Genomic DNA, 24,287 nt, shown 5'->3' with positions numbered 1-24,287 from the left:
TTGCCTCAGCCCCGTGCCTAGCGGATGTTCGGGTCGAAGGTGAAGATCACCAGCGTGCCCAGAAGGATGGTGAACACCGTGGCGGTGTACAGCAGGCCCTTGAGCCACAGGCGCATGGCGGCCCGCTCCGCGTAGTCGTTGATGACCGTACGGAGGCCGTTCGCGCCGTGCAGCATGGCCAGCCACAGCATCAGCAGGTCCCAGGTCTGCCAGAACGGCGAGGCCCAGCGGCCGGCCACGAAGGCGAAGCCGATCTTGGAGACGCCGCCGTCCAGGACGAGCTGGATGAGCAGGTGGCCGATGACCAGGACGACGAGCACGACGCCGGAGAGGCGCATGAAGAGCCACGCGGCCATCTCGAAGTTGCCACGCGTCGACTTCGGGGTCTTCCCGGTGCGCTTGCGCGGTGCCTCGATGTAGGGCGCGGGGTTGTCCACGTCGTAGTGCGAGCCCTCGACGGGGCCGATCGCGGAAGAGGTGTCGGTAGACATGTCTGGCGTCAGCTCCCGAAGAGTACGCGTGCGGCGTGACCGAGGACGGGGTAGATGGCGCCTGCCATCAGCACGATCCAGGTGATCATGACGCCCCAGAGCATCTGCTTCTGGTAGCGCGTGCCCTTGGACCAGAAGTCCACGGCGATGACACGCAGCCCGTTGAGCGCGTGGAAGAGGATTGCGGCGACGAGGCCGTACTCCAGCAGCGCGACGAGCGGCGTCTTGTACGTGGCGACGACATCGTCATAGGCCTCGGGGGAGACTCGGACGAGAGCGGTGTCCAGCACGTGTACGAACAGGAAGAAGAAGATGAGGACGCCGGTGACTCGATGAGCCACCCAACTCCACATTCCTTCCCGGCCGCGGTACAGCGTTCCAGCCGGCACGGAAAAACCCTCCGGGAGCGGGGATCGGGGTCGGCCGGCTTCTCTGTCGGTCTGACCCGGCCGGGTACGGTCCACCGGCCCCGGTCATCGTAGCGACGAGATGTCGGTTCCCTCGCCCGGGGTCCGGTAGGTGTGATCAAACAGGCAATCAAACAGGCACGGACGGGCTACCGGGGTGACCTGCTGAGAGGCCCGGGGCGGCGGTTTCGGGCCCTTCGGACACTCCGCCGGATTCGGCGACGAGATGGGCGAGCCGGGCCCGGGCGAGGCGGCGCAGCTCGTCGGCCGCCACGGCGCGCTCCTCGTCCGGTTCGTGCGAGAGCCGGGAGCGGATTCCGGCGAGCACCTGATCGAGGTGCTCCTCGGGGCGGTGGCCGTCGAGGCTGATCACGAAGGCGTGGCCGAAGCTGCTCTCGTACGCCGCGTGGGCGGCCCGCAGTGCGGTGAGCGCGGCCGGGGGAGTGCCGGGCAGCGGAGCGGCGGACGTCTCGTCGGCCAGGGCCTCGTCGAGGTCGGCGGCGGAGAGGTCGTAGCTGGCCTCGTCGGCGGCGGCCAGCAGCGCGTCGAGGGTGGGGTAGGGGCGGTGCGCGGCCAGCCGCTGGGCCCAGCGGTGGCTGCCGCAGCAGGCGAGCAGGGCGGCCTCGGTGGCTCCGGCGGGCGCGGTGTTGAAGCGGTCCAGGCCGGCGCCGTGGCGAGTACCGCGGCTCTGCGCGGGTATGGCCGCGGAGGCGGCGCTTCCGGTCGGGGGACCGGAGGTGTGACCGGCGTGGGATGCGCTGGACAGCGTGAGCTCCTCCGCAAGGCGGCTGGGAAGGGTGGGGTGGATGTGCCACAACGCTATCGGCGGGCCGGGGGAGCTGTCCGACGGATGCGCGATTTTCACCCGGAAGGGAGAGTTTCGGTCCCCGGGATGGACGTTCACCTGCGAATTTTAAACGCATATGGCCGGTTGGTCATACTCCATCCGATAAGGGAGCATTTCGAGTGATGTGGACCTTCAGGGATTCCCGGCACGGACGCCTGGGCGGCGCGACCGCTACGGCGGCCGCGCTGCTCGCCGTCTCCGTGACCGGCTGCGGGAACGGCTCGGAGGGCGCGGGCAGCACGGGCGGCGCCCGGAGCCCGGACGCAGTGACCTCGAGCCCGCTCCCCTCTTCGGCTCCCGCCTCGTCCACTCCTCCGCCGTCCCCGACCCCCACCCCGACCCATCCGCTCTCCCGGGCGCCGCGCACGGTCCCCTCCGTCCGCTCGCACGAAGCTGCCCGGGGCCCTGGCTGGCGGCCCGTGCCCGGCAGCGCCGTCGTCGTCGCCGAGGGAAGCGAGGCGCTCGCCGATGAGGCGCGGCTGCTCGCCCGGGAGCTCAAGACGGAGTACAAGGGCACTGCCCCGGTCCGCGCCGGCGACGTCCAGCTGGCCCTCGCCCCCTCGGGGAGCGGGCCCGCCGAGTCGTACACCCTCACCACCCGCGACGGGCGGGTCCGGATCAGCGGCCCCGACGAGGCCGGTGTCTTCTACGGCACGAGGACCGTGAAGCAGTCCCTGCTCTCCGGCCACATCGTTCCGGAGGGGGTCGTCAACGACCGTCCCGACCGGCCGCAGCGCGGGCTGAACCTCGACATCGCCCGCAAGCACTTCACCGCGGGGTGGATCGAGGCGCGGCTGCGCGAGATGGCCGACCTGAAGCTCAACCAGCTGGCCCTGCACTTCTCCGACGACCAGGGATTCAGGATCGCCTCCGACTCCCACCCCGAGGTCGTCTCCGCCCAGCACCTCACCAAGGCCGAGGTCCGCCGCATCCTCGCGCTCGCGCGGAGCCTCCACATCACCGTCGTGCCCGAGATCGACTCGCCGGGACACCTGGGAGCGGTCATGCGGGCGCACCCGCAGCTCCAGCTGCGCAACGCGCAGGGGACGCCCCGTCAGGGCGCCATCGACATATCCAAGCCCGAGTCGGCCCGGATCGTGGACGACCTGCTGCGCGAGTACGCGGGGTTGTTCCCCGGTGGCTGGTTCCACGTCGGCGCCGACGAGTACCAGGCGCTGACCGTGCGCGACCCGGCGGTCTCGTACCCGCAGCTTGCCGGGGCGGCCCGGCAGAAGTACGGCCCGCAGGCCCGGATCCAGGACCTGGCGGAGGGCTGGTTGAACGACCGCGCGGCCGTGGTCCGTGACGCCGGCAAGAAGGCGAAGGCCTGGAACGACGGCTTCTTCCGGAACGGGGTCGTGACCGCCGACAAGTCCATCGAGGTCGAGTACTGGACCGGCAAGGAGATCGGCGCGCGGCCGCCGCTGGAGTATCTGCGCGAGGGCCGCAAGGCGGTGAACCTCAACGACGAGTACCTCTACTACGTCCTCGGCGAGCCCAACCAGTTCCGCTATCCGACCGGGCAGCGCATATACGAGCAGTGGACCCCACTGGTCCTGCGCGGGACGCAGGCGGTCCCGCAGCGGTACTCGGCGCAGATACTCGGCGGCCGGTTCGCGGTCTGGTGCGATCTCGCCGACCGCCAGACGGCCGATCAGGTGGCGCGCGGCATACGCCTGCCGCTGGCGGCCGTGTCCCAGAAGCTGTGGGATCCGCGCAAACCCGCCCAGGGCTGGACGGCGTTCAGGGCTCTGGCGGAGAAGGTCGGCTAGGGCGGTACTGTTCCGCGTCGGCGGCCGGACGGCCGCGCCGGCGCCTCGGGGAGGGGCGCCGCTCACCCGTGGGGGTCTGCCCGGCCATGCTCCGTAGTCCTGTCGGCCTGTCCTACGCCGTCGTGTCCCTGCTCGGCGCGTGCGCGCTGGGCGATCTGTTCCTGATCGGCGGCGCCCTCCGCCTCCGCTCCCTGCTGTCCGGCACTCCGGCGGGCGATCCGTCGGAGATCTGGCTCGAGGACACGCTGACGAACGTGTTGACGACGGTGCAGGGGTCGGTGTTCCTCGTGACCGGCGTCGTCTTCATCGTCTGGTTCCACCGCGTCCGCAGGAACGCGGGCGTCTTCGCGCCCGATCTGCACCGGGGCGGCCCCGGCTGGGCGATAGGCGCCTGGCTGATCCCGATCGCCAACATCTGGCTGCCGCGCGGGGTCGCCGCCGACACCTGGCGGGCGAGCCGCCGTGACCCCTACGGCGACGGCAAGGAGGAACCCTTCACCCTCCTCAACCTCTGGTGGACGTTCTGGATCCTGTCGGTGGTCGCCGAGACCCTCGCGAGCGGCGCGGGTGAGGACGCGGCGAAGGCGGCGGACTTCGAGGGGGCGGCCCTCGCGATGACGGTCTCCGCCGCTGTGGACCTCGTCGCCGCGGCACTGGCGATCCTCTTCGTCCGGCGGCTCACGCGCATGCAGCGGGACAAGGGCGCGTGCGGCGCCATGCGCGGCGGTTGGGTCGCCACGGGGTGACGTAATCCGGCCACGCGGCGCAGTAAGAGTGAAGTACGAGGAAGTACTGCGTCCGCGACGGGAGGCGTCCATGACGTCGGCAACGAGCCGAAGCCTGGTGGAACTGATCGCACAGGCGGATGAGCGTGGCCTCGCCGCAGCGGGGCTGGCCTGCCTGGACCGCTGCCTGCCCCTGCTCGACCCCGAGGCCGCCGAGGTGCTGCGGCCCGCGTGGGCGGCGGTGGCCCGCGGCGACGGAGAGGCCTGGAGCGAGGCGATCGCCAAGGCCCGCGCGGGGCTGGACGGTGGCGGGACGGACGAGCAGGCCGTTCTCGTACGGGCCATGCTGGGCACGGCGCCCGCCGTGTGGGCCGGGGACCCGCTGCGGCAGTGGGCGGACGCCTGCTCCGCCACCGCCCTCGGGCTCCACGCGCGCTTCGACGCCCGTGACGACGACGAGGAACTCGTGACCCGGTGCCGGTCCGGCGCGACGGAAGGCGCGGGCCCGCTGCTCGCCGGTGAGCTCCGCCGCCAGCAGGCCGTCCTCGAGACCGCGGCCCACGGCCCGACCGGTCTGCGCCGGGCCCGGGAGCTCTCGACGGAAGGCCGCCGGGTGCTGCGCGCGGTGGTGTCGCGCAGGGCGCGGACCGCCTGACGCCGGCGTGGTGAAGAGCTTTCGACCCCACCCCGGGCCCCCGACGACCACGGCTTCCCGGCGGCCGCGTCGGCGCGACGCTACTGACGGTACGTTCAGTGCCATGACCACAGTCACCGCTGACGATGTTCAGCACGCCGTCCGACTCAGCGTCACCGCCCTGCGCCCCGCGGCGGCGGGCGACTGGGACGCCAGGGCCGGGTCCCTGGAATGGACGTGCTGGGAGACGGCCGAGCATCTCGCCGACGACCTCTTCGCGTACGCCGCCCAGTTGGGCCCGGAGGCACCGCCGCTCGACGGCGAGGTCCCCTTCCTGTGGGAGCCGAGGCGCCCCGGCGGGCCGGCCAATGTGACCTTCGCCGACCGGGCCGCGGGGACCGCCGGGCTGCTGAGGGTTCTTGAGGCGTGCGGGGCCATGCTCACCGCCATGGTCCGGACGTCTCCGGAGGGGACGCGCGCCTACCACAGCTTCGGCATATCGGACCCGGCCGGATTCGCCGCGATGGGGATCGTCGAAACCCTCGTCCACACCCATGACATGGCGCAGGGGCTCGGTGTTCCGTGGACTCCGCCCGCCGGGCTCTGCGCTCTGGTGCTCGCCCGGCTCTTCCCGGACGCGCCGACGGACACGGACGCGTGGGCGACGCTGCTCTGGGCGACCGGTCGGGGGGAACTCCCCGGGCGGGAGCGGGTCACGTCGTGGCGGTGGTACGCGGAGGTGTGACGGGCGGGGCGCGCTCGGGACACGTGGTCGCGAGCCGTGTCGCAGTCGCCGTCAGAAGGACGACCGGGGCCGCCACCCCCCACAGGAGAGGCCCCGGTCGCCGTCCGACGGGGCCGCAGCACGGCCCCGTACTCCACTCAGCGCCGTGGATGCGTTTTCTGTCACACCGCACTGTGCCAGTGTGATGTTGCACGTTGTACAAAGTCCGGACAGACGTGGACGTGGCGCACGGCGAGGACGTAGCGTGCTGCTGCGCGCCGGGCGGCGCGGCGGTGGTGACCAGCCGCGATGACTGACAGGTTGTGGGAGTGCTGGGGGACGACGCGGAGCTGACGGCCGCCGTGCTCGCGGCGCAGGACGGGGACGAGAACGCGTTCCGTACTGTGTACCGCGCCGTGCACCCGCGGCTGCTCGGCTACATACGAACGCTGGTGGGTGAGGCGGACGCCGAGGACGTGGCCTCCGAGGCCTGGCTCCAGATAGCGCGGGACCTCGACCGGTTCGACGGCGACGCCGACCGCTTCCGCGGCTGGGCCGCCCGGATCGCCCGCAATCGCGCGCTCGATCACATACGCATGCGGGGCAGGCGCCCCGCCGTCGGCGGCGACGAGACGGAACTGAACGACAAACCGGCCGACTCCGACACCGCGGACGAGGCCCTGGAAGCCCTGGCCACCGGCCGCACCATGCGTCTGATAGCCCAACTTCCGCAGGACCAGGCGGAGGCCGTCGTCCTGCGCGTCGTCGTCGGTCTCGACGCCAAGAGCGCTGCCCATACCCTGGGCAAGCGGCCCGGTGCCGTACGGACCGCGGCGCACCGCGGTCTGAAGCGGCTGGCCGAGCTGCTGGTCGTCGAAAGCGGAGCCGAGAGCGGCTCCGCAGGCGGCGCCGAGGGTGGTTCCGGGACCGGCTCCGAGGCCGCCGCGCTCGAAGCCGTACCCACGCAGCGCGGCCGCCGGGCGCGAGCCACCGCCCCCGGCGGTGTGACGCATTCGCGTACGCGGACGCAGAAGGACATGTGATGGCCGACGAGCGGTACAGGTGGCTCGACAAGAAGGCGGCAGAGCGACTGCTGCGTGGCGAGTCCGTCGACCCCGTTGACGTTTCCGCCAGGGGCCAGGCCGAACGGCTGGCCGAGGTGCTGGATTCCGCGCGCCCCGCTCCCCTTCCCCCCGACACGGACGGACTCCCCGGTGAGGAGGCCGCGCTGGCGGCGTTCCGGAAGGCGGCGGCCGAGCGCGGGGCCGGGACCTGGGAGGCGGGCGAGGAGCGCCCGGACCTGGGAGCCGTCCGTCTGACCGCGCCGCACCGGCGGGTCCGCTGGGGCCGCCCGCTGCGCTGGGGCCTTGCCGCCTCGCTCGCCGGGATCGCGGTCGGCGGGGTCGCCGTCGCCGCGGGCACGGGCGTGCTGCCGACGTTCGGCGACGACCGAGAGCCGCTGCCCGCCTCCTCGATATCGGCCGAGGCCACGCCCGGGCCGCTGGAATCCCCGGCTCCGACCGGTGGTCCTCACTCGCGTACGCCCCTCCCGCCGGGCATCACGGCCCAGTCGCCGTCGCCTTCGGCCGGGAGGACGACCGGCGGCCCCGCCACCGGAGATCCGACGAAGCCGGGAACCGAGAGCACTCCGCGAACCCCGGACGCCGGCGGCGAGCTGCGCAAGAAGACGAAGGCGGCCTGCAAGGACTTCCGCGCGGGGCGCCTCGACGGCGACCGCCGCCGCTGGCTGAAGACCGCGGCACGTGGCGAGACGCTCCAGCGCTTCTGCGACGCCGTGCTCGGCGACACGGAGGGCTCGGGCGACGGCAAGGACGGTGGCGGCAAGGACGACGGCCGCGGCGGCAAGGACGACGGTGACGGCGGGGCCGGCGACGGCGGAGCCGTCCCCGCCGTCTCCTGGAAGCCGGTCCTGCCGCAGGCCCCCGCCGAGCCGCAGATCCCGATCGACCCCCGCGTGCCGGCCGTCACGCCGTCGCCCTCGACGGTTCAGGTCTTCTGAGGCTTACCCTCATGCCCTCTGACCTGCGTGTTCACTCTTTTCCGCGCACGGTGTGACGTTTTTTCGCCCCGTGACGCAGTACTGAGTGAGCCGACTGGTCATCGGCCGCGCAGAGCCGGGGTTCCCCCCGTACCTTCGGCTCAGCGCACATGGCGCGGGCGGGACACGTTCCCCCGGTCCCGCCCGCGCCCCTTCTCCTTCAGCCCCTCACCAGTGGACGACGACCTTGTCGCCGACCTTCACCTGGTCGAAGAGGGCCGAGATCCTGCCCCTGTCCCGGACGTTGACGCAGCCGTGCGAAGCCCCGGCGTAGCCGCGGGCGGCGAAGTCCGAGGAGTAGTGCACCGCCTGGCCGCCGCTGAAGAACATCGCGTACGGCATGGGCGTGTGGTAGATCGTCGAGACGTGGTTACGGCTCTTGGAGTTGACCTGGAACGTGCCCTCGCGGGTCGGGGTGTTCTCCGAGCCGAAGCGGACGTCCATCGACGAGACGACCTTGCCGTCGATCATCCAGGCCAGCGTCCGGCTCTCCTTGCTGATGCACAGCACGCGACCGGTCATGCAGCGCGGGTCGGGCGTGTCCAGCTTGTGGGTGGTCGGCGGCTTGAGCTCGTCGGCGGTCGGCTTGTGGGTCATCCCGAGCAGCCGCTGCCACGTCACCTCGTCCACCGAGCCGGTGGAGGGCAGCTCGCGCTTCTTCTGGAAGGCGGACACCGCCGAGGAGGTCATCGAGCCGTAGAAGGCAGTGGGGCTGCGGTGGAAGTAGCCGAGCTGGCGCAGCCGGGCCTGCAACTCGCGGACCTGCTCGTTCTCCGTCCCCTCCGCCATCAGCACCTTCGCCTTCGGCTTCTCCTCGGTCGGCGACGCCGACGGGGAGGCGGAGCCGGAGGGCTTGTCGTCGGTCGACGGGGCAGAGGAGGACGGGGCGGCCGACGACGGCTCGGAGGTCGACGGCGCGGCGGACGAGGGAGCCGCGGACGGCAGCTCGGCAGAGCCCGCGGCCTGGGCCTTGCAGCCGGTGGCCAGCGCGATCGCGGCGGCTGCCATGGCGGCTCTGAATATGACGGAATTACGGCGCATGATTGCCCCCCGGGACGACTGTGTACACGTATGGATGCTTCCCGCGCGTGCTTGGTTGCGCCGTGCGGCGCATGCTGGGCGGTGGCCGGCTGATTACACCCTTCCGGAAGCCTGTGAGCAAGGTCCCAGCGCGCGGCTCTCCACCCGTCGCACGCCCGCCGCTACAGTCCGTCGCGAGGGTCGTTACCAGCGAGTAGGTTCTATCGGGAGGCGCAGACATGTCGCGCGAGTCGGAATCGGGACTGCCCATCGAACCGGTCTACGGACCGGAAGCCCTGGACGGGTGGGACCCCGACCGGAAGCTGGGCGAGCCGGGCTCGTACCCCTTCACCCGCGGTGTCTACCCCTCGATGTACACGGGCCGGCCCTGGACCATGCGGCAGTACGCCGGATTCGGCACCGCCGTCGAGTCCAACGCCCGCTACAAGCAGCTCATCGCCAACGGCACCATGGGCCTGTCCGTCGCCTTCGACCTGCCCACGCAGATGGGGCACGACTCGGACGCGGCGATCGCCTCCGGTGAGGTCGGCAAGGTCGGTGTGGCCATCGACTCGCTCGACGACATGCGCGTCCTGTTCGGCGGCATCCCGCTGGACAAGGTCTCCACCTCGATGACGATCAACGCCCCGGCCGCTCTGCTGCTGCTCCTCTACCAACTCGTCGGCGAGGAGCAGGGCGTCCCCGCCGACCGGCTCACCGGCACCATCCAGAACGATGTGCTCAAGGAGTACATCGCGCGCGGCACGTACATCTTCCCGCCGAAGCCCTCGCTGCGGCTGATCGCCGACATCTTCAAGTACTGCCGGGCCGAGATCCCGAAGTGGAACACGATCTCGATCTCCGGCTACCACATGGCCGAAGCGGGGGCGTCACCCGCGCAGGAGATCGCGTTCACGCTCGCCGACGGCATCGAGTACGTCCGTACGGCCGTCGCCGCGGGCATGGACGTCGACGACTTCGCGCCGCGCCTCTCCTTCTTCTTCGTGGCGCGCACCACCATCCTCGAAGAGGTCGCCAAGTTCCGTGCCGCCCGCAGGATCTGGGCCCGTGTGATGAAGGAGGAGTTCGGCGCGAAGAACCCCAAGTCGCAGATGCTCCGCTTCCACACCCAGACCGCCGGTGTGCAGCTCACCGCCCAGCAGCCCGAGGTCAACCTGGTCCGGGTCGCCGTCCAGGGCCTCGCGGCCGTCCTCGGCGGCACTCAGTCGCTGCACACCAACTCCTTCGACGAGGCCATCGCGCTCCCGACCGACAAGAGCGCCCGCCTCGCCCTGCGCACCCAGCAGGTGCTGGCGTACGAGACCGACGTCACCGCCACCGTCGACCCCTTCGCCGGGTCGTATGTGGTGGAGAAGATGACGGACGACGTGGAGGCGGCGGCGCTGGAGCTGATGACCAAGGTCGAGGACCTCGGCGGCGCGGTGAACGCCATCGAGCGGGGCTTCCAGAAGAGCGAGATCGAGCGGTCCGCCTATCGCATCGCCCAGGAGACGGACAGCGGCGAGCGCGTGGTGGTCGGTGTCAACCGCTACACCGTGGACGTCGAGGAGCCCTACGAGCCGCTGCGGGTGGACCCGGCGATCGAGGCCCAGCAGGCGGAACGGCTCGCCAGGCTGCGCGCCGAACGCGACCAGGCGGCGGTGGACGCGGCCCTCGCGGAGCTCAAGAAGGCCGCGGAGGGCACGGACAACGTGCTGTACCCGATGAAGGACGCGCTCAAGGCGCGGGCGACGGTCGGGGAGGTGTGCAACGCGCTGCGGGAGGTGTGGGGCACGTACGTCCCGTCCGACGCGTTCTGAGGCCTGTCCGGCCCTGGGTCGCACATCACAGCGGAGTGTCGTACCCCCGTGCGACACTCCGTTCCATGCTGGGTGTCACCGATCTTCCGACCTATCTCGCGGGTCTCGTCCTCATCATCCTTCTGCCGGGGCCGAACTCGCTGTACGTCCTGTCCGTCGCCGCCCGCAAGGGCACCCGGACCGGATACAAGGCCGCGGCCGGGGTCTTCACCGGTGACACGGTCCTGATGACGCTCGCCGCCCTCGGCGCGGCCTCGCTGCTCCAGACCACGCCGCTGCTCTTCATGATCGTGAAGTACGCGGGAGCGGGCTATCTGACCTGGATGGCGATCGGCATGCTGCGGGCCGCCTGGAGCATGTGGCGCACGCGCGGCGAGGCGCCGGCCGAGGAGTCCGAGCGGGCTCCGGCCGCCGCGGGGGAGAACCCGTACCGCCGCGCTCTGATCATCAGCCTCTTCAACCCGAAGGCGATCCTCTTCCTGATCTCCTTCTTCGTGCAGTTCGTGGATCCCGGCTACGCCTATCCGGCCCTGTCCTTCCTGGTCCTCGGCGCCCTGCTGCAGCTCGGCAGCTTCCTCTACCTCACGACGCTGATATTCGGCGGGACGCGGCTCGCCGCCGCGTTCCGGCGCCGCAGGCGGCTCTCGGCCGGGGCCACCACGGCCGCCGGCGCCCTCTTCCTCGGCTTCGCCGCCAAGCTCTCGTTGGCGGGCGCTTGACCCTCACACCGTGTGAGGCCGTGAGGTAAGAGCGTCATGTTCACCATCGGAGACTTCGCCAGACACGGCCGGGTGTCGGTCCGGATGCTGCGTCACTACGACGCCGTCGGGCTGCTGCGCCCCGCCCGTGTCGACCCGCACAGTGGCTACCGCTTCTACGAAGCCGGTCAGCTCGCCCGGCTCAACCGCGTCATCGCGCTCAAGGACCTCGGCTTCACGCTCGATCAGGTGCGGTCGATCCTCGACGAGGAGCTCGGCGCCGACGAGCTGCGCGGGATGCTCCGGCTGCGCCGCGCCGAGCTGGAAGCGGCGAGGGCGGCGGCCGCCGCCGGGCTGGCCCAGGTCGAGGCGAGACTCCGTGCGATCGAGAGCGAGGGACACATGTCCGCTACCGACGTCGTGCTGAAGAGCGTTCCTTCCGTCCGGCTGGCCCGGCTGAGCGGCACCGCCGCGAGCTTCGGGCCGGACGACATCACCCCGGTGATCGGCCCGCTCTACGACGGGTTGTGCCGCCGGCTGGAGGCCGCCGGGGTGACCCCGACCGGCCCCGGGGTCGCCACTTACGAGGACGCCCCCGGCGGCGGCGTCACCGTCCACGCCGGACTCCAGGTGGGGGCCGGCGCGGTGGGGGAGTTCGAGGTCGTCGTGCTGCCCGGCATCGAGCGGGCGGCCACCGTGGTCCACCGGGGCCCCATGGACGACATCCTGCCGACGGCCCAGACGCTGGCCACCTGGATCGACACCCACGGCTACCGCTCGGCCGGATACGCCCGCGAGCTGTATCTGGAGTGCCCGGACGACACCAGCCGGTGGATCACCGAGCTCCAGGAGCCGGTCGTCACGGCCTGACCGCCGCGGTGACGCGGGTGAGGTACCCGGCGAGTCCCCGGGCGTCCTCGCCCGCCCACCCGACATAGCCGTCGGGACGGACCAGGAACAACCCCTTCCCGTATGCCTCACACGCCTCGACGCGATGCGTGTGCACCCTCTCGGGGTCGATCTGCGGGAGTTCCGCGTCCGTCCCGACGGCCAGGAGCGTGAAGTGCGGCCCCCGGAAGAGGCCGAAGAGCCTGCCCCCGTCCGGCAGGCGCCCGTCGGGCGCCCGGTCGCCGGCCTCCAGGGCGCCGGCGGCGCCCTCGGCGAGCGGGCCGCCGCGGTAGCCCAGGCCGAGCTGCCGGGTGGCCTCGCCCCGCTGCTCCTCGCCGCGGTGGATACGTGTGGACAGGCCGAGCATCCCGGCGGCGACCGGCAGGCGCTCCTCCTCGTACGTGTCGAGAAGGGCCGGGTCCACGCGGTGGCGCAGCACCTGGCCGAGCTTCCAGCCCAGGTTGTAGGCGTCCTGCACGCTGGTGTTGAGGCCCTGGCCGCCGGCCGGGGAGTGGACATGGGCGGCGTCGCCCGCGAGGAAGACGCGGCCCGCGCGGAAGCGCTCGGCCATGGCGGCGCGCGGCCGGAACTCCGAGGACCAGCGGACCTCGGTGACGTCGGCGGCCTCCAGATGGGTCCGCGCGGCCACCACCGCCCGTACGTCCCGCTCGGTGGTCTGGGCGACCAGCTGGAAGTCGTCGGTGCCGGGCAGCGGGCACAGGGCCGCGTAACCGGACGTGCCGGAAGCGCCGGGGAAGATGTGCCAGTGGTCGCGGTCGAGCGCCTCGGGGCGGAGCCGTACGTCCGCCACGATCATCGGCGCCGGGTCGACCGTCTCGCCGTGCATGGCGATGCCGAGCACGGAGCGGACGGTGGAACGGCCGCCGTCGGCGGCGACCGCGTAGGCGGCGCGCACGGAAGCGCCGGTGGAGAGCTCGGCCGTGACGCCGTCCGCGTCCTGGGTGAGGCCGGTCAGGGCGGCGCCGAACGCGACGTGGCCGCCCAGCTCGGTGAGGCGGTCGAAGAGGATCTCCTGGGTCCGCCACTGCGGGATCAGCCAGGCCCGGCCGTACGGCTCCGATTCAGAGGCCTCGCCGCCGCGGAGCATGTCGTGCTCGCCCTGGCGCCGACCGTTGTCCCACACCATGCCGATGGGCGCGAAGCCGCCCGCCGCGAGCACCCGGTCGACGACCCCGAGGTCGTCGAACACCTCCAGGGTGCGCGGCTGGAGTCCCTTGCCGCGCGAGCCCGGGAAGAGTCCCTCGGCCTTCTCGACGACGAGGGCGCGCACGCCGCGCCGGGCCAGGTCGGCGGCGAGGACGAGTCCGGTGGGGCCCGCGCCGACGATCAACACGTCGACGGCTGCGGGCATGTCGCTCACGCTCATTTCCTTAACGCTGTTAAGTGCCATGTTCAGACCTTGGCCTTAACACTGTTAAGTTGTCAAGGTGGTGAGAGAACGAGCGGACAAGCTGGACCGGACGAAGGTGACGGCGACGGCGCTGCGCCTGCTGAACGAGGTGGGGCTCGACGGGCTCACCCTGCGCGCCATCGCCAAGGAGCTGGACGTCAAGGCGCCCGCGCTCTACTGGCACTTCAAGAACAAGCAGGAGCTGCTCGACGAGATGGCGACGGAGATGAACCGCCGCATGAGCGCAACGCCCCTGCGGGCCGACCCGCCCGGCGGCTGGCAGCAGCAGCTCGTCGCGTTCTGCCGCACGCTGCGCGCGGAGCTGCTCCGTCACCGGGACGGCGCGAAGGTGTACGCGGGCGCCCGCTTCACGGGCACCGATCACGCCCCCGCGCTCGAGGGCCATCTGCGCACCATGACCGACGCGGGCTTCACCCTGGCCGAGGCCATCCGGACCGGCGGCACGGCGTACGCGTTCACCATGGGTTTCGTCAGTGAGGAACAGGGCGTCGTGCCCATGCCGGACGAGCGCCGGGAGGGCTTCGACGTCGACGAGCGCGCCGCCAGGCTCGCCGACTACCCGCTGGCGGCCGCGGCGGGCGGGGAGATCTTCACCGACTACGACCGGCAGTTCGAGGAGGGCCTCCAGCTGATCGTGGCGGGTGCGTCGGCCCGATACCTGCGGGGCGGTGGAGGCGGGCCCGGACGGTAGCGCCGCCGGGCGCGGCCGCGGACCCGGCGCGCCTCCGCATGGAGCTCCGCGCCCCCGGCCGCCCTATCGCGACACGCAGAGTTCGTTGCCCTCCGGGTCGGCGAGTGTGGTCCAGGCGAAGGGGCCCTGCCGGCCCTCGTGGAGAAACGTGGCGCCCTTCGCGAGGAGCCGCTCGACCACGGCCCGGGCGTCGTCGTCACCGGTACGCACGTCCAGGTGGACACGGTTCTTCACCGTCTTGGGCTCCGGCACGCGCTGGAAGAGGACGCGCGGCGCCCGCTCCAGGCCCTCCGGGTGACGGATCCCGGCGCCGACCTTCCAGACGAGCGTGCCGTGGTGGGTGGTGGTGTCGTCCTCGCTCGCGTGACCCTCCTCGACCATCCGGCGGATGAACTCCTCGTCGCTCGGCTCCACTTCCCAGCCGAGGGCGTCGGCCCACCAGTCGGCGAGCGTGTGCGGGTCGGACGAGTCAACCGTTACCTGGAAGGTGTATGCCATGGCCCGACCCTACTGAGCCCCCTCGCTCCCGGCGCGGCGGATTCGGCCGCGCCGCGCCGCCTGTCCGGGCGATCCCGCCGGGCTCCCCGAGTCACCGGGCAACGCCCTACCGCGACACGCCGCGCCGCCTGTCCGGGCGATCCCGCCGTTCCGCGCCGTCCCGCCCGCGTCCGGCGGCCGACGTCATCCCAGCGCCGCCCTCTTCAGCCGCCTGGCCCGACGGGCCATCCTGCGCACCACCGCGTGCCGCGGGACCGGCAGTCCCCCCGGAAGGCCCAGGACCGTCAGCCGGCGGCGTGTGAAGTAGCGCCACAGGCGCGGGTCCGCACGCGTCGTCAGATAGCGTTCCGCCGCCCCCCGCAGATCCGCCCTGATCTGCGGCTGCATCGCGAAGCCGACCGCCGCGACGAGCCCCGCCAGCTCCCCGGCGACATGGTCGGGCGACGGCGGCGCCCAGTCCGTCACGGCCCTCGGGTCGTCGAGGTCCGGCAGCAGGGCGTCCACGATCGTCGCCGGGATCCGGTTGCTGTTCTGGTACGGCACCAGCCGCTCCAGCAGCGACCGCGTGCCGATCCGCGCGACCGGGATCCCGTAGAACGTGCTGGCCGTCATCAGCGCCGTCGAGAAGCAGCCCACGACGAGCGCCGGCCGCAGCCGCCGGTACAGGACCTCGGCGAGTACCGGCCGTTCCAGGACGGTCAGTTCGGCGCCGAGCGCCTCCGCCTCCCGTTCCAGCGTCCGGGACCAGGAGGCGGGCGCGCTCGGGTGCGGCTTGAAGAGGAGCCGGCTGTGCCCGAGGACGACCGCGCCGCGCACCATCCGTACGTGCAGCGCCTCCTCCTCGGCGGCGGAGAGGATGCCGAGCGCGGACAGGTACTGCCCGAGCAGGAGCACCGGCGCGTCCCGCTCCGACTCCGGCTCCTCCTCGGCCAGTTCGGCGACGGCCTTGGTGAAGGCGTCGGTCGGTACGAGACGGGGGGCCGCCCCGAACTCGGCCAGCAGCAGCGGTGTGAGCCCGGGCACCAGGTCCAGGTGGAGGACCCGCCGCACCCGCGCTCCGACCAGGCGGCGTCCGTCGAGCCCGGCGGCCTCCAGCGGCTGGTCCGCGACATCCGCACCATCGAGACGGCCCTCGGCGACGGCATCAAGAAGGTGTACGACTCCGAGCTCGGCCCGATGAGGAAGCTCCGCCGGGTCCAGGGCCTCGTGGCGGCATGACCGGACAGCTGGCGTTCGTCGAGAGCCCGGTCCAGCTCCTGAACGTCCTCGAGTGGGCCCACGCCCCCGTGCTCCCCGTCATCCCGGCCCAGGCACCCGCCCACCGCGATGCCCCCGCGCCTGCCCCGAGGCGCGCGGGCCGTGCGGGCGACCTCACCGTCGTGGTCCTGCCGCCGACCGACCCGATGTCCCGCGGCCAGCTCCGTCGGATGGCCGATCTGGCCAGGGACGAGGGCGTCAAGGTGCGCTGGCAGGAGGCGAGGGGCGGGGCCGGGGACGTCGTGCGCACCCTGCGCGAGCTCGTTCCGCGGCTGAACCGGGCGGACCGCGTCATCATCGGCGACCCGTTCTCGCGCTACGTCCAGCTGCTTCTCGCCCTCGTCCGCGCGCCCCGGCTCACCGTCGTGGACGACGGCACCGCCACCATGGAGTTCGCGGCCCAGCTCGTCGGCGGCGAGCGGCTCGTGCGCTGGCACCGGCGCGGCAGCCGGGGCCCGCGCGACCTGGCCCTCGCCCCGGTCGGGGCGCTCGCCCGCCGTCGTCTGGCCCCCGGCCGCCACCGCACCGTCGAGATCTTCACGGCGCTCCCCGTCGAGCCGCCCCCGGGCACCACCGTCCTGCCGAACCACTTCCACTGGACCCGCTCCCGCTTCGGTCCGCCCCGGATCACCCGGGGCGCGGACCTCGTGGGCACCTCACTCGTCGAGACGGGCGTGGTCGACCCGGACCAGTACGCCGAGGCCGTCGCCTCCCTGGCCGGGACCCAGGGCGCCACCCGCTACTTCGCGCACCGCCGGGAAAGCGTCCAGAAGCTCCGCCGGATCGCCGTCGAGACCGGCCTGGAGATCGTCCGCCCGGATCTCCCGCTGGAGCTGATCGCCCGCCGGGGCCCCATCGGCCGCACGGTCCTCAGCTTCCCCTCCACCGTCGTGCACACGCTGCCGCTGGCCCTGGCGGGCACGGGTGTGCGCATCGCGGTGTGCGAGATCGCCCCCGAGTGGCTGAGACAGACGGCCTCACCGCGCGCCAGGGGCTTCCTGGAGGGCGTCACGGGCACGGCGGCCGGGGAGGTGCACCGCCTGGCGGCGCCGGCCTGAGCCGGGGTCCCGATTCGGGCGAGCATACCCACCCCGGAGGACGGGCATGCGTGACAGCGTGCCCTTTCCTTCCCCTATCGGACTGAACTTTTGTTGATCGACGGGCAGTTGCACCCCCGGGGGGCCTACTCTTCAAAAGGTGAACCAGTTGAAGTCCCGCGAGTCCGAAGCCGACCTGCCCGCCGGTGACGCGCCCCTGCCCGGCGCACTGGCCGAACCCCTGCGCGCCGAACTGATCGCCTTCCGCCGGGACTTGCACATGCACCCGGAGCTCGGAAACCAGGAGTTCCGCACCACCGCCGCGCTGAAGACCCGGCTCGAGGCCGCGGGCCTCGTCCCGAGGGTCCTCGACACCGGCACCGGCCTCGTCTGCGACATCGGGACGTGGGACCGGGAGCGGCCCATGCTGGCGATCCGCGCCGACATCGACGCGCTGCCCATCCCGGACACCAAGGCCGACGTCCCGTACCGCTCCACCGTGCCCGACCGCGCCCACGCCTGCGGCCACGACGTGCACACCACCACGGTCCTCGGCGCGGGCCTGGTCCTGGCCGCGCTCGACCGGCAGGGCCTGCTGCCCCACGCCGTGCGGCTGATCTTCCAGCCCGCCGAGGAGGTGCTGCCCGGCGGGGCGCCCGACGCCATCGAGTCGGGCGTACTGGACGGGGTCGGCCGGATCATCGCGGTGCACTGCGACCCCCGGGTCGACGCCGGCCGGATCGGACTGCGGGCCGGGCCCATCACCTCCGCCTGCGACCGCCTCGAAGTGACGCTGGACGGCCCCGGCGGTCACAGCGCCCGGCCGCATCTGACCACCGACCTGGTCACGGCCGCCGCCAAGGTCGCCACCGAGGTCCCCGCCCTGCTGTCCCGCCGCGTCGACGCCCGCTCGGGCCTCGCCGTCACCTGGGGCCGTATCGAGGCGGGCCACGCGTGCAATGTCATCCCCCAGCACGCCGAGCTCTCCGGCACCGTCCGCTGCCTCGACCTCGCGGGCTGGCGGGAGGCGCCGGATCTGGTGCACGCCGCGATCGACGAGGTCGCGACCCTGCACCGGGCCAAGTCGCAGATCAACTACATCCGGGGCGTCCCGCCGGTCGTCAACGATCCGGCCGTCACCGAGCTGCTGCGGGACGCGATGACGCTGCGCCGCGGACCGTATGCGATCGAGGACACCGAGCAGAGCCTCGGAGGCGAGGACTTCTCCTGGTACCTGGAGCACGTCCCGGGCGCGATGGCACGCCTCGGCGTCCGCAGGCCGGGCGACACCGCCAGGCGGGACCTCCATTGCGGTGATTTCGACGCCGATGAACGGGCGATCCAGGTGGGGGTCGAGCTCTTCACCGCCGCAGCGCTGCTCGACAGGGTCTGATCAGGGGCCGCGGAACTGGCCGAGAGTCGACTTCCGCGAGCGGCGCGCGGCGGACACGCCGTCCGGTGATACGACGCGGGCGCGCCGCCCGTGGCAGGCTTTCCGGAGGCGGCGGCCCGGCATCGCAAGGGCTTCGCCGGACCGCCCCGACACGGCCTGTTCGCGACGATCCGATAACGACTCATGAACGGGTCCTTAACTGACATCTACGCGCGTTACGATCGCCGCGAAACCAGCGCCGGAAGAGGCGCTTTCGGTCAGTCTCGAAGGGACCCTCCTCTTGCGCCGGGTATCCAAGATCGTTGCCGCGTCCATCGCGACTGCGGCCCTCGCTGTCACCGCCACCGCGTGCGGCGAGTCCTCCACGGAGGACACGGGCTCCGACAAGGGCAAGCTCAAGATCGGCATGGCCTACGACGTCGGCGGCCGTGGCGACAACTCCTTCAACGACTCCGCCGCCCGTGGCCTGGACAAGGCCAAGGCCGAGTTCGGCGCCGAGGCCAAGGAGCTCACCGCGAAGAACGGTGAGACCCCGGCCGACCGCGAGCAGCGCCTCGCCTCGCTCGCCGAGGGCGGCTACAACCCCGTGATCGGTGTCGGCTTCGCGTACAAGGACGCGCTCGACAAGGTCTCGGCGAAGTACCCCAAGACCACCTTCGGTCTGATCGACTCGGTCTCCCCGAACAAGAACGTCGACTCGATCGTCTTCACCGAGGAGCAGGGCTCCTACCTCGCGGGTGTCGCCGCGGCGCTGAAGTCGAAGGACGGCAAGGTCGGCTTCATCGGCGGTGTGGACCTTCCGCTGATCAAGAAGTTCGCCGCCGGCTACGAGCAGGGCGTCAAGGACACGAACCCGAAGGCCACGGTCCAGATCCAGTACCTGACCACCGGTACGGACCTCTCCGGCTTCGGTGCCCCGGACAAGGGCAAGGCCGCCGCCAAGGGCATGCTCGACAAGGGCATCGACGTGATCTTCGCCGCCGCGGGCGGCTCCGGCGCCGGCGCGATCGAGGCCGTGGCCGCCAAGCCCGGCTCCTGGGCGATCGGCGTCGACTCGGACCAGGCCAAGGACCCGGCCCTGTCCAAGTACGCCTCCTCGATCCTGACCTCCGTGGTCAAGAACGTCGACACCGGCGTCTACGAGCTGGTCAAGTCCGTCAAGGACGGCAAGCCGCTGACCGGCACGCACTCCTACTCGCTCGCCGAGAACGGTGTCTCCCTCACCACCACGGGTGACCACCTCAAGGACGTCCAGGCCAAGCTCGACGAGGCCAAGAAGAAGATCGTCGACGGCACCATCAAGGTGAAGACGACGACCTGACCCGCCATGTGACGGGGCCCGGAGAGCGGCTTCGGCCGACTCTCCGGGCCCCGACTCACGTCCGCCCGCGGACAGTTGTACTTTTTCGCAGACGCTACGCGCGTAGCGTTCCACCGACGCGGTAGTTTTCGCCACCACACCGCCTCTGCTCCTCCGCTCCCTGCCTAGGAGAGTGCGCCATCAAAGCCTCCAGCAGTACCCAAGCCGTCGAACTCCGCGGCATCACCAAGCGATTCCCCGGTGTCGTCGCCAACCACGACATCGACATCACCGTGCGCCGCGGCACCGTCCACGCCCTCGTCGGCGAGAACGGCGCGGGCAAGTCCACCTTGATGAAGATCCTGTACGGCATGCAGAGGCCGGACGAGGGCACCATCGCGGTGGACGGCGAGCAGGTCTCGTTCTCGAACCCGGGCGACGCCATCGCCCGCGGCATCGGCATGGTCCACCAGCACTTCATGCTCGCGGACAACCTCACCGTCCTCGAGAACGTGGTCCTCGGTTCCGAGAAGCTGCACGGCATCGGCGACCGCGCCCGCGCCCGGATCAAGGAGATCTCGGACGCGTACGGCCTCGGCATCCGCCCGAACGTCCTCGTCGAGGACCTCGGTGTCGCCGACCGTCAGCGCGTGGAGATCCTCAAGGTCCTCTACCGCGGCGCCCGCACCCTGATCCTCGACGAGCCGACCGCGGTGCTCGTCCCGCAGGAGGTCGACGCGCTCTTCGACAACCTGCGCGAGCTCAAGGCCGAGGGCCTCACCGTCATCTTCATCTCGCACAAGCTGGGCGAGGTGCTGTCCGTCGCCGACGACATCACCGTCATCCGACGCGGCACGACGGTCGGTACCGCCGACCCGAAGAGCACCACGCCCAAGCAGCTCGCCGAGCTGATGGTCGGCAGTGAGCTGCCCTCGCCCGAGACGCGCGAGTCCACGGTCACCGAGGTGCCGATGCTGACGGTCGACGGACTGACGCTCAGCGCCGTCGACCCCGACGGGGTCGTCCGCTCGGTGCTCGACGGGATCGGCTTCACCATCCACAAGGGCGAGGTCCTGGGCATCGCCGGTGTCGAGGGCAACGGCCAGTCCGAGCTCGTCGACGCCATCATGGGCATGCGGCGGCTCGACGGCGGTGTGATCACCCTGGACGGCGACGACATCACCCACGTCCCGACGCGCAAGCGCCGCGAGGACGGCATGGGCTGCATCCCCGAGGACCGGCACCGCCACGGCCTGCTGCTCGAGGCGCCGCTGTGGGAGAACCGCATCCTCGGCCATGTGACCGAAAAGCCCAACTCCAAGGGCGCCGTTCTCGACATCAAGGCCGCCCGCGCCGACACCCAGCGGATCGTGCGCGAGTACGACGTCCGCACCCCCGGTATCGACGTCACCGCGGCCTCCCTCTCCGGCGGCAACCAGCAGAAGCTGATCGTCGGCCGCGAGATGAGCCACGACCCCAAGCTGTTGATCGCCGCGCACCCCACCCGTGGTGTGGACGTCGGCGCCCAGGCGCAGATCTGGGACCAGATCCGGGCCGCGCGCCGCGAAGGCCTGGCGGTTCTGCTGATCTCCGCCGACCTCGACGAGCTGATCGGCCTGTCGGACACCCTGCGGGTGATGTACCGCGGCCGGCTGGTCGCGGACGCCGACCCGGCCACCATCACCCCCGAGGAGCTGGGCTCGGCCATGACCGGCGCCGTCAGCGGCCACCTCGAGCACGACGCGGAAGCCCCGGAGGACGAGGCCCGATGAAGAAGATCGACAAGGAGCGGCTGCTCCTCGGGATCGCGGCACCGCTGCTCGCGGTGGTCGCCGCGTTCCTGGTCACCGCCCTCGTGCTGGTGGCCACCGGCAAGGAGCCGTTCAACGCGTTCGGCATCATGTTCGACTACGGCCTGAAGTCGGACAGCCAGGTCTACATCATCAACAAGGCGACGACGTACTACCTGGCCGGTCTGGCGGTGGCCATCGGCTTCCGCATGAACCTGTTCAACATCGGCGTCGACGGTCAGTACCGGCTCGCGGCGTTCTTCGCCGCGGCGCTCGGAGGCGCGCTCACACTGCCCGGCATCGTGCAGATTCCGCTGATCATCATCACCGCGATGATCGTCGGAGCGATGTGGGCGGGCATCGCGGGCACCCTCAAGGTCACCCGTGGTGTCAGCGAGGTCGTCTCCACGATCATGCTCAACATGATCGCGACGGCCATCATCGGCTATCTCCTCCAGCCCGGCCGTCTCGGTCACCTGGACGAGGCCGGTACGAAGGTGTCGACGACCCCGCTCCCTGAGTCCTCCCGCTTCTTCGACTTCCCGACGACGCCGGACCCCATCTGGGGCTTCCTGGTCATCGCCGTCGTCGCCGGCGTGGGGTACTGGTTCGTCCTGTCCCGCACCCGCTTCGGCTTCGACCTGCGCACGGTCGGCCAGTCCGACTCGGCCGCCGAGGCCAGTGGCGTGAACGTCAAGAAGATGGTCGTCACCTCCATGCTGATCTCCGGCGCCATGGCCGGCCTGATCGGTATGCCGACGCTGCTCAACGACTCGTACGAGTACAGCGGTGACTTCCCCGTCGGCATCGGCTTCACCGGTATCGCCATCGCCCTGCTCGGCCGCAACCACCCCATCGGCATCGCGCTCGGCGCCATCCTCTGGGGCTTCCTGGAGCGGGGCAGCGGAAAGCTCGAATTCGAGGGCTACGACAAGGAGATCGTCGGCGTCATCCAGGGCGTGATCGTGCTCTGCGTCGTCATCGCCTACGAAGTCGTCCGCCGCTACGGCCTCAAGCGCCAGCAGCGGCAGGTCGGCGAGAAGCTCGCCGCCCAGGCCCGTACCAACGACAAGACGGAGGTGTCGGCGTGACCGCCACGGCGACTTCCACCCCGCCGCCCGCGGCCCCCAAGGTGGCCGGCGGCAAGGGCGGCCGCACCCGCCTCTCCCTGCCGGTCATCCTGCTGATCGTCGCGGGATCCCTGCTCGCGCTCTCCGCGGCGCGGGCCATCACCGGCGCCGAGGACCTCACCGGGGCCGGCCAGATCAGCGCGGCCCTCTCGCTGGCCGTGCCGATCGGCCTCGCCGGTCTGGGCGGTCTGTGGTCCGAGCGCGCGGGCGTGGTCAACATCGGCCTCGAGGGCATGATGATCCTGGGCACCTTCTTCGGCGCCTGGGCCGGCTGGCAGACCAACCCCTGGCTCGGCGTGCTCGCCGGCGTCCTCGGGGGCATGTTCGGCGGTCTGCTGCACGCCGTCGCGACCGTCACCTTCGGTGTCGACCACATCATCTCCGGCATCGCGATCAACATCCTGGCGCTCGGTGTTACGACCTACTTCGCCAAGCTGTGGTTCAACTCGGGCGAGGCGGCGGCCAAGGGCGGCAGCCCCAAGCAGTCCCCGCCGGCCGAGGACATCACCTCGGTGACCGTCCCCGGCGTCTCCGACTGGCTGCACTCGATCGAGGCGCACCACTGGTTCTTCGTCTCGGACATCGCCGGCATCCTCGGCGGCCTGGTCACCAACCTCTCGCTGCTGACCATCGCCGCGGTGCTGCTGGTCATCGGCACGTACTGGGTGCTGTGGAAGACGTCGTTCGGTCTGCGGCTGCGCTCCTGCGGCGAGAACCCGATCGCCGCCGAGTCGCTGGGCGTCAACGTCTACACGTACAAGTACATCGCCGTGATCGTCTCGGGCGCCATGGCGGGCCTCGGCGGCGCCTTCCTGTCGCTGGTCACCTCGCACATCTACAACGAGGGCCAGACCGGCGGACGCGGCTACATCGGCCTCGCCGCGATGATCTTCGGCAACTGGCGTCCGGGCGGTCTGGCCATGGGCGCGGGCCTGTTCGGCTTCGCCGACGCCCTCCAGCTGCGCAGCGGCGGCCAGTCCGTGCACGCGCTGCTTCTGCTGCTGGCGGCGGTCCTCGTGGTCCTCGCGGTCTGGAAGGCGTACCGCAAGAGCTGGATCGTGGCCGGGGTCAGCGCGGTCATCGCCGTGGGCGTGCTGATCTGGTACCTCGCTACGGACACCGTGCCCACCGAGTTCGTCAGCGCCACCCCGTACGTGGTCACCCTGCTCGTGCTGTCGCTCTCGGCGCAGCGGCTGCGGATGCCCAAGGCGGACGGCATGCGCTACCGGAAGGGCCAGGGCAAGTGACCTCCGACGCGGACTGGGCCGAGCTGCGGGCGGCCGCCCGCGAGGCGATGTCCCACGCGTACGCCCCCTACTCGGGCTACCCGGTCGGTGCCGCCGCTCTGGTCGACGACGGCCGTACCGTCACCGGCTGCAACGTCGAGAACGCCTCGTACGGCGTCGGGCTGTGCGCGGAGTGCGGCCTCGTCTCCCAACTCCAGGCCACCGGCGGTGGCCGGCTGACGCACTTCGCGTGCGTGGACGGTCTGGGCGAGGTCCTCGTGCCGTGCGGCCGGTGCCGCCAGCTGCTGTTCGAGTTCGGTGGGCCGGATCTTCTGGTGGACACCCCGCTGGGGATCCTGCCGCTCTCCGAGATGCTGCCCCAGGCCTTCGGGCCGCAGCACCTGAAGTAACCGCGACGGCCCTTCCCCTCTCGGGAAGGGCCGTTCCC

The 24,287-nt window shown here is 71.5% G+C and carries 23 protein-coding genes and 2 pseudogenes; 18 read left to right on the top strand and 7 right to left on the bottom strand.

All coding sequences use genetic code 11. The features are described from left to right. Positions 1–17: 17 nt before the first annotated feature. The 3 genes from ACZ7J0_RS11350 to ACZ7J0_RS11340 all read right to left on the bottom strand — a co-directional run bounded on the left by ACZ7J0_RS11350 (position 18) and on the right by ACZ7J0_RS11340 (position 1,598). The gene (locus ACZ7J0_RS11350; RefSeq protein ID WP_470886224.1) at positions 18–491 is read right to left on the bottom strand and encodes a succinate dehydrogenase hydrophobic membrane anchor subunit; all 474 of its coding nucleotides are present in this window, start codon (positions 489–491) and stop codon (positions 18–20) included. An 8-nt stretch (positions 492–499) separates the two neighbouring features. Further along, a complete protein-coding gene (gene sdhC / locus ACZ7J0_RS11345) occupies positions 500–880 on the bottom strand; it encodes a succinate dehydrogenase, cytochrome b556 subunit (RefSeq protein WP_470886222.1) in 381 nt (126 codons plus the stop codon). 148 nt (positions 881–1,028) lie between these two features. Further along, positions 1,029–1,598: a 2-oxo-4-hydroxy-4-carboxy-5-ureidoimidazoline decarboxylase gene (locus ACZ7J0_RS11340; protein WP_470886752.1), complete on the bottom strand. Its 570-nt coding sequence runs from the start codon at positions 1,596–1,598 to the stop codon at positions 1,029–1,031. Positions 1,599–1,867: 269 nt separating this feature from the next. On the opposite strand from ACZ7J0_RS11340, the gene ACZ7J0_RS11335 reads away from it, so the two are divergent. The 6 genes from ACZ7J0_RS11335 (at position 1,868) to ACZ7J0_RS11310 (ending at position 7,620) form a co-directional block, all read left to right on the top strand. Then, entirely contained in the window at positions 1,868–3,517 is a 1,650-nt protein-coding gene (locus ACZ7J0_RS11335) for a beta-N-acetylhexosaminidase (protein ID WP_470886220.1), read from the top strand. An 86-nt stretch (positions 3,518–3,603) separates the two neighbouring features. Next, positions 3,604–4,263: a DUF4328 domain-containing protein gene (locus tag ACZ7J0_RS11330; protein ID WP_470886218.1), complete on the top strand. Its 660-nt coding sequence runs from the start codon at positions 3,604–3,606 to the stop codon at positions 4,261–4,263. A gap of 70 nt (positions 4,264–4,333) precedes the next feature. Then, the gene (locus ACZ7J0_RS11325; RefSeq protein ID WP_470886216.1) at positions 4,334–4,897 is read left to right on the top strand and encodes a hypothetical protein; all 564 of its coding nucleotides are present in this window, start codon (positions 4,334–4,336) and stop codon (positions 4,895–4,897) included. 103 nt (positions 4,898–5,000) lie between these two features. Beyond that, positions 5,001–5,621 (top strand): hypothetical protein, encoded by a 621-nt coding sequence (locus ACZ7J0_RS11320; protein ID WP_470886214.1) that lies wholly within the window; start codon positions 5,001–5,003, stop codon positions 5,619–5,621. Between the two features lie 308 nt (positions 5,622–5,929). Next, a complete protein-coding gene (locus ACZ7J0_RS11315; protein WP_470886213.1) occupies positions 5,930–6,643 on the top strand; it encodes an RNA polymerase sigma factor in 714 nt (237 codons plus the stop codon). After that, a complete protein-coding gene (locus tag ACZ7J0_RS11310) occupies positions 6,643–7,620 on the top strand; it encodes a hypothetical protein (RefSeq protein ID WP_470886211.1) in 978 nt (325 codons plus the stop codon). Before ACZ7J0_RS11315 ends, ACZ7J0_RS11310 begins: the two co-directional genes overlap by 1 nt. A gap of 207 nt (positions 7,621–7,827) precedes the next feature. On the opposite strand, the gene ACZ7J0_RS11305 is transcribed toward ACZ7J0_RS11310, so the two are convergent. Continuing rightward, the gene (locus ACZ7J0_RS11305) at positions 7,828–8,667 is read right to left on the bottom strand and encodes a L,D-transpeptidase family protein (protein WP_470886209.1); all 840 of its coding nucleotides are present in this window, start codon (positions 8,665–8,667) and stop codon (positions 7,828–7,830) included. 251 nt (positions 8,668–8,918) lie between these two features. Between ACZ7J0_RS11305 and ACZ7J0_RS11300 the strand changes: the two genes are divergently transcribed. The 3 genes from ACZ7J0_RS11300 to ACZ7J0_RS11290 all read left to right on the top strand — a co-directional run bounded on the left by ACZ7J0_RS11300 (position 8,919) and on the right by ACZ7J0_RS11290 (position 12,067). Beyond that, positions 8,919–10,499: an acyl-CoA mutase large subunit family protein gene (locus ACZ7J0_RS11300; RefSeq protein WP_470886207.1), complete on the top strand. Its 1,581-nt coding sequence runs from the start codon at positions 8,919–8,921 to the stop codon at positions 10,497–10,499. Positions 10,500–10,564: 65 nt separating this feature from the next. Then, positions 10,565–11,218 (top strand): leucine efflux protein LeuE, encoded by a 654-nt coding sequence (gene leuE, locus ACZ7J0_RS11295; protein WP_470886206.1) that lies wholly within the window; start codon positions 10,565–10,567, stop codon positions 11,216–11,218. Positions 11,219–11,254: 36 nt separating this feature from the next. Beyond that, positions 11,255–12,067, top strand: coding sequence for a MerR family transcriptional regulator (locus tag ACZ7J0_RS11290; RefSeq protein WP_470886205.1), 813 nt, complete (start codon positions 11,255–11,257; stop codon positions 12,065–12,067). Here the strand turns inward: ACZ7J0_RS11290 and ACZ7J0_RS11285 are convergent. After that, on the bottom strand, positions 12,057–13,457 hold the full coding sequence (locus tag ACZ7J0_RS11285; protein WP_470886750.1) for an FAD-dependent monooxygenase: 1,401 nt from the start codon (positions 13,455–13,457) through the stop codon (positions 12,057–12,059). The genes ACZ7J0_RS11290 and ACZ7J0_RS11285 overlap by 11 nt on opposite strands. Before the next feature lie 76 nt (positions 13,458–13,533). On the opposite strand from ACZ7J0_RS11285, the gene ACZ7J0_RS11280 reads away from it, so the two are divergent. Further along, positions 13,534–14,208 (top strand): TetR/AcrR family transcriptional regulator C-terminal domain-containing protein, encoded by a 675-nt coding sequence (locus tag ACZ7J0_RS11280; RefSeq protein ID WP_470886204.1) that lies wholly within the window; start codon positions 13,534–13,536, stop codon positions 14,206–14,208. A gap of 63 nt (positions 14,209–14,271) precedes the next feature. Here the strand turns inward: ACZ7J0_RS11280 and ACZ7J0_RS11275 are convergent, their stop codons facing one another. Together ACZ7J0_RS11275 and ACZ7J0_RS11270 are read right to left on the bottom strand one after the other, a co-directional pair. Next, positions 14,272–14,706 carry a VOC family protein gene (locus ACZ7J0_RS11275; RefSeq protein WP_470886203.1) on the bottom strand — a complete coding sequence of 145 codons (435 nt, stop codon included), beginning with the start codon at positions 14,704–14,706 and terminating at the stop codon, positions 14,272–14,274. 183 nt (positions 14,707–14,889) lie between these two features. Continuing rightward, positions 14,890–15,771: pseudogene (locus tag ACZ7J0_RS11270) on the bottom strand (polysialyltransferase family glycosyltransferase); the annotation flags it as partial. On the opposite strand from ACZ7J0_RS11270, the pseudogene ACZ7J0_RS11265 reads away from it, so the two are divergent. The 8 genes and pseudogenes from ACZ7J0_RS11265 to ACZ7J0_RS11230 form a co-directional block, all read left to right on the top strand. Beyond that, positions 15,763–15,924 (top strand): annotated as a pseudogene (locus ACZ7J0_RS11265) (N-acetylneuraminate synthase family protein); the annotation flags it as partial. The pseudogenes ACZ7J0_RS11270 and ACZ7J0_RS11265 sit on opposite strands and share 9 nt — an antisense overlap. Beyond that, on the top strand, positions 15,921–17,021 hold the full coding sequence (locus tag ACZ7J0_RS11260; protein ID WP_470886202.1) for a hypothetical protein: 1,101 nt from the start codon (positions 15,921–15,923) through the stop codon (positions 17,019–17,021). The pseudogene ACZ7J0_RS11265 and the gene ACZ7J0_RS11260, both read left to right, overlap by 4 nt. Positions 17,022–17,160: 139 nt before the next feature. Then, positions 17,161–18,393: an amidohydrolase gene (locus tag ACZ7J0_RS11255; RefSeq protein ID WP_470886201.1), complete on the top strand. Its 1,233-nt coding sequence runs from the start codon at positions 17,161–17,163 to the stop codon at positions 18,391–18,393. Between the two features lie 280 nt (positions 18,394–18,673). Beyond that, a complete protein-coding gene (locus ACZ7J0_RS11250; RefSeq protein WP_470886200.1) occupies positions 18,674–19,714 on the top strand; it encodes a BMP family lipoprotein in 1,041 nt (346 codons plus the stop codon). 179 nt (positions 19,715–19,893) lie between these two features. Continuing rightward, the gene (locus ACZ7J0_RS11245) at positions 19,894–21,465 is read left to right on the top strand and encodes an ABC transporter ATP-binding protein (protein WP_470886748.1); all 1,572 of its coding nucleotides are present in this window, start codon (positions 19,894–19,896) and stop codon (positions 21,463–21,465) included. Continuing rightward, complete coding sequence (locus ACZ7J0_RS11240) at positions 21,462–22,574, top strand: ABC transporter permease (RefSeq protein ID WP_468708116.1); 1,113 nt, start codon at positions 21,462–21,464, stop codon at positions 22,572–22,574. Before ACZ7J0_RS11245 ends, ACZ7J0_RS11240 begins: the two co-directional genes overlap by 4 nt. Beyond that, positions 22,571–23,860, top strand: a complete 1,290-nt coding sequence (locus tag ACZ7J0_RS11235; protein WP_470886199.1) for an ABC transporter permease — start codon at positions 22,571–22,573, stop codon at positions 23,858–23,860. Before ACZ7J0_RS11240 ends, ACZ7J0_RS11235 begins: the two co-directional genes overlap by 4 nt. Further along, entirely contained in the window at positions 23,857–24,249 is a 393-nt protein-coding gene (locus ACZ7J0_RS11230; RefSeq protein WP_470886198.1) for a cytidine deaminase, read from the top strand. Before ACZ7J0_RS11235 ends, ACZ7J0_RS11230 begins: the two co-directional genes overlap by 4 nt. Positions 24,250–24,287: the final 38 nt, after the last annotated feature.

This window comes from Streptomyces sp. NPDC038280 (assembly GCF_055600045.1).
Note: the sequence above shows the minus strand (reverse complement) of the source record. Positions and strands in the feature narration are given on the sequence as shown.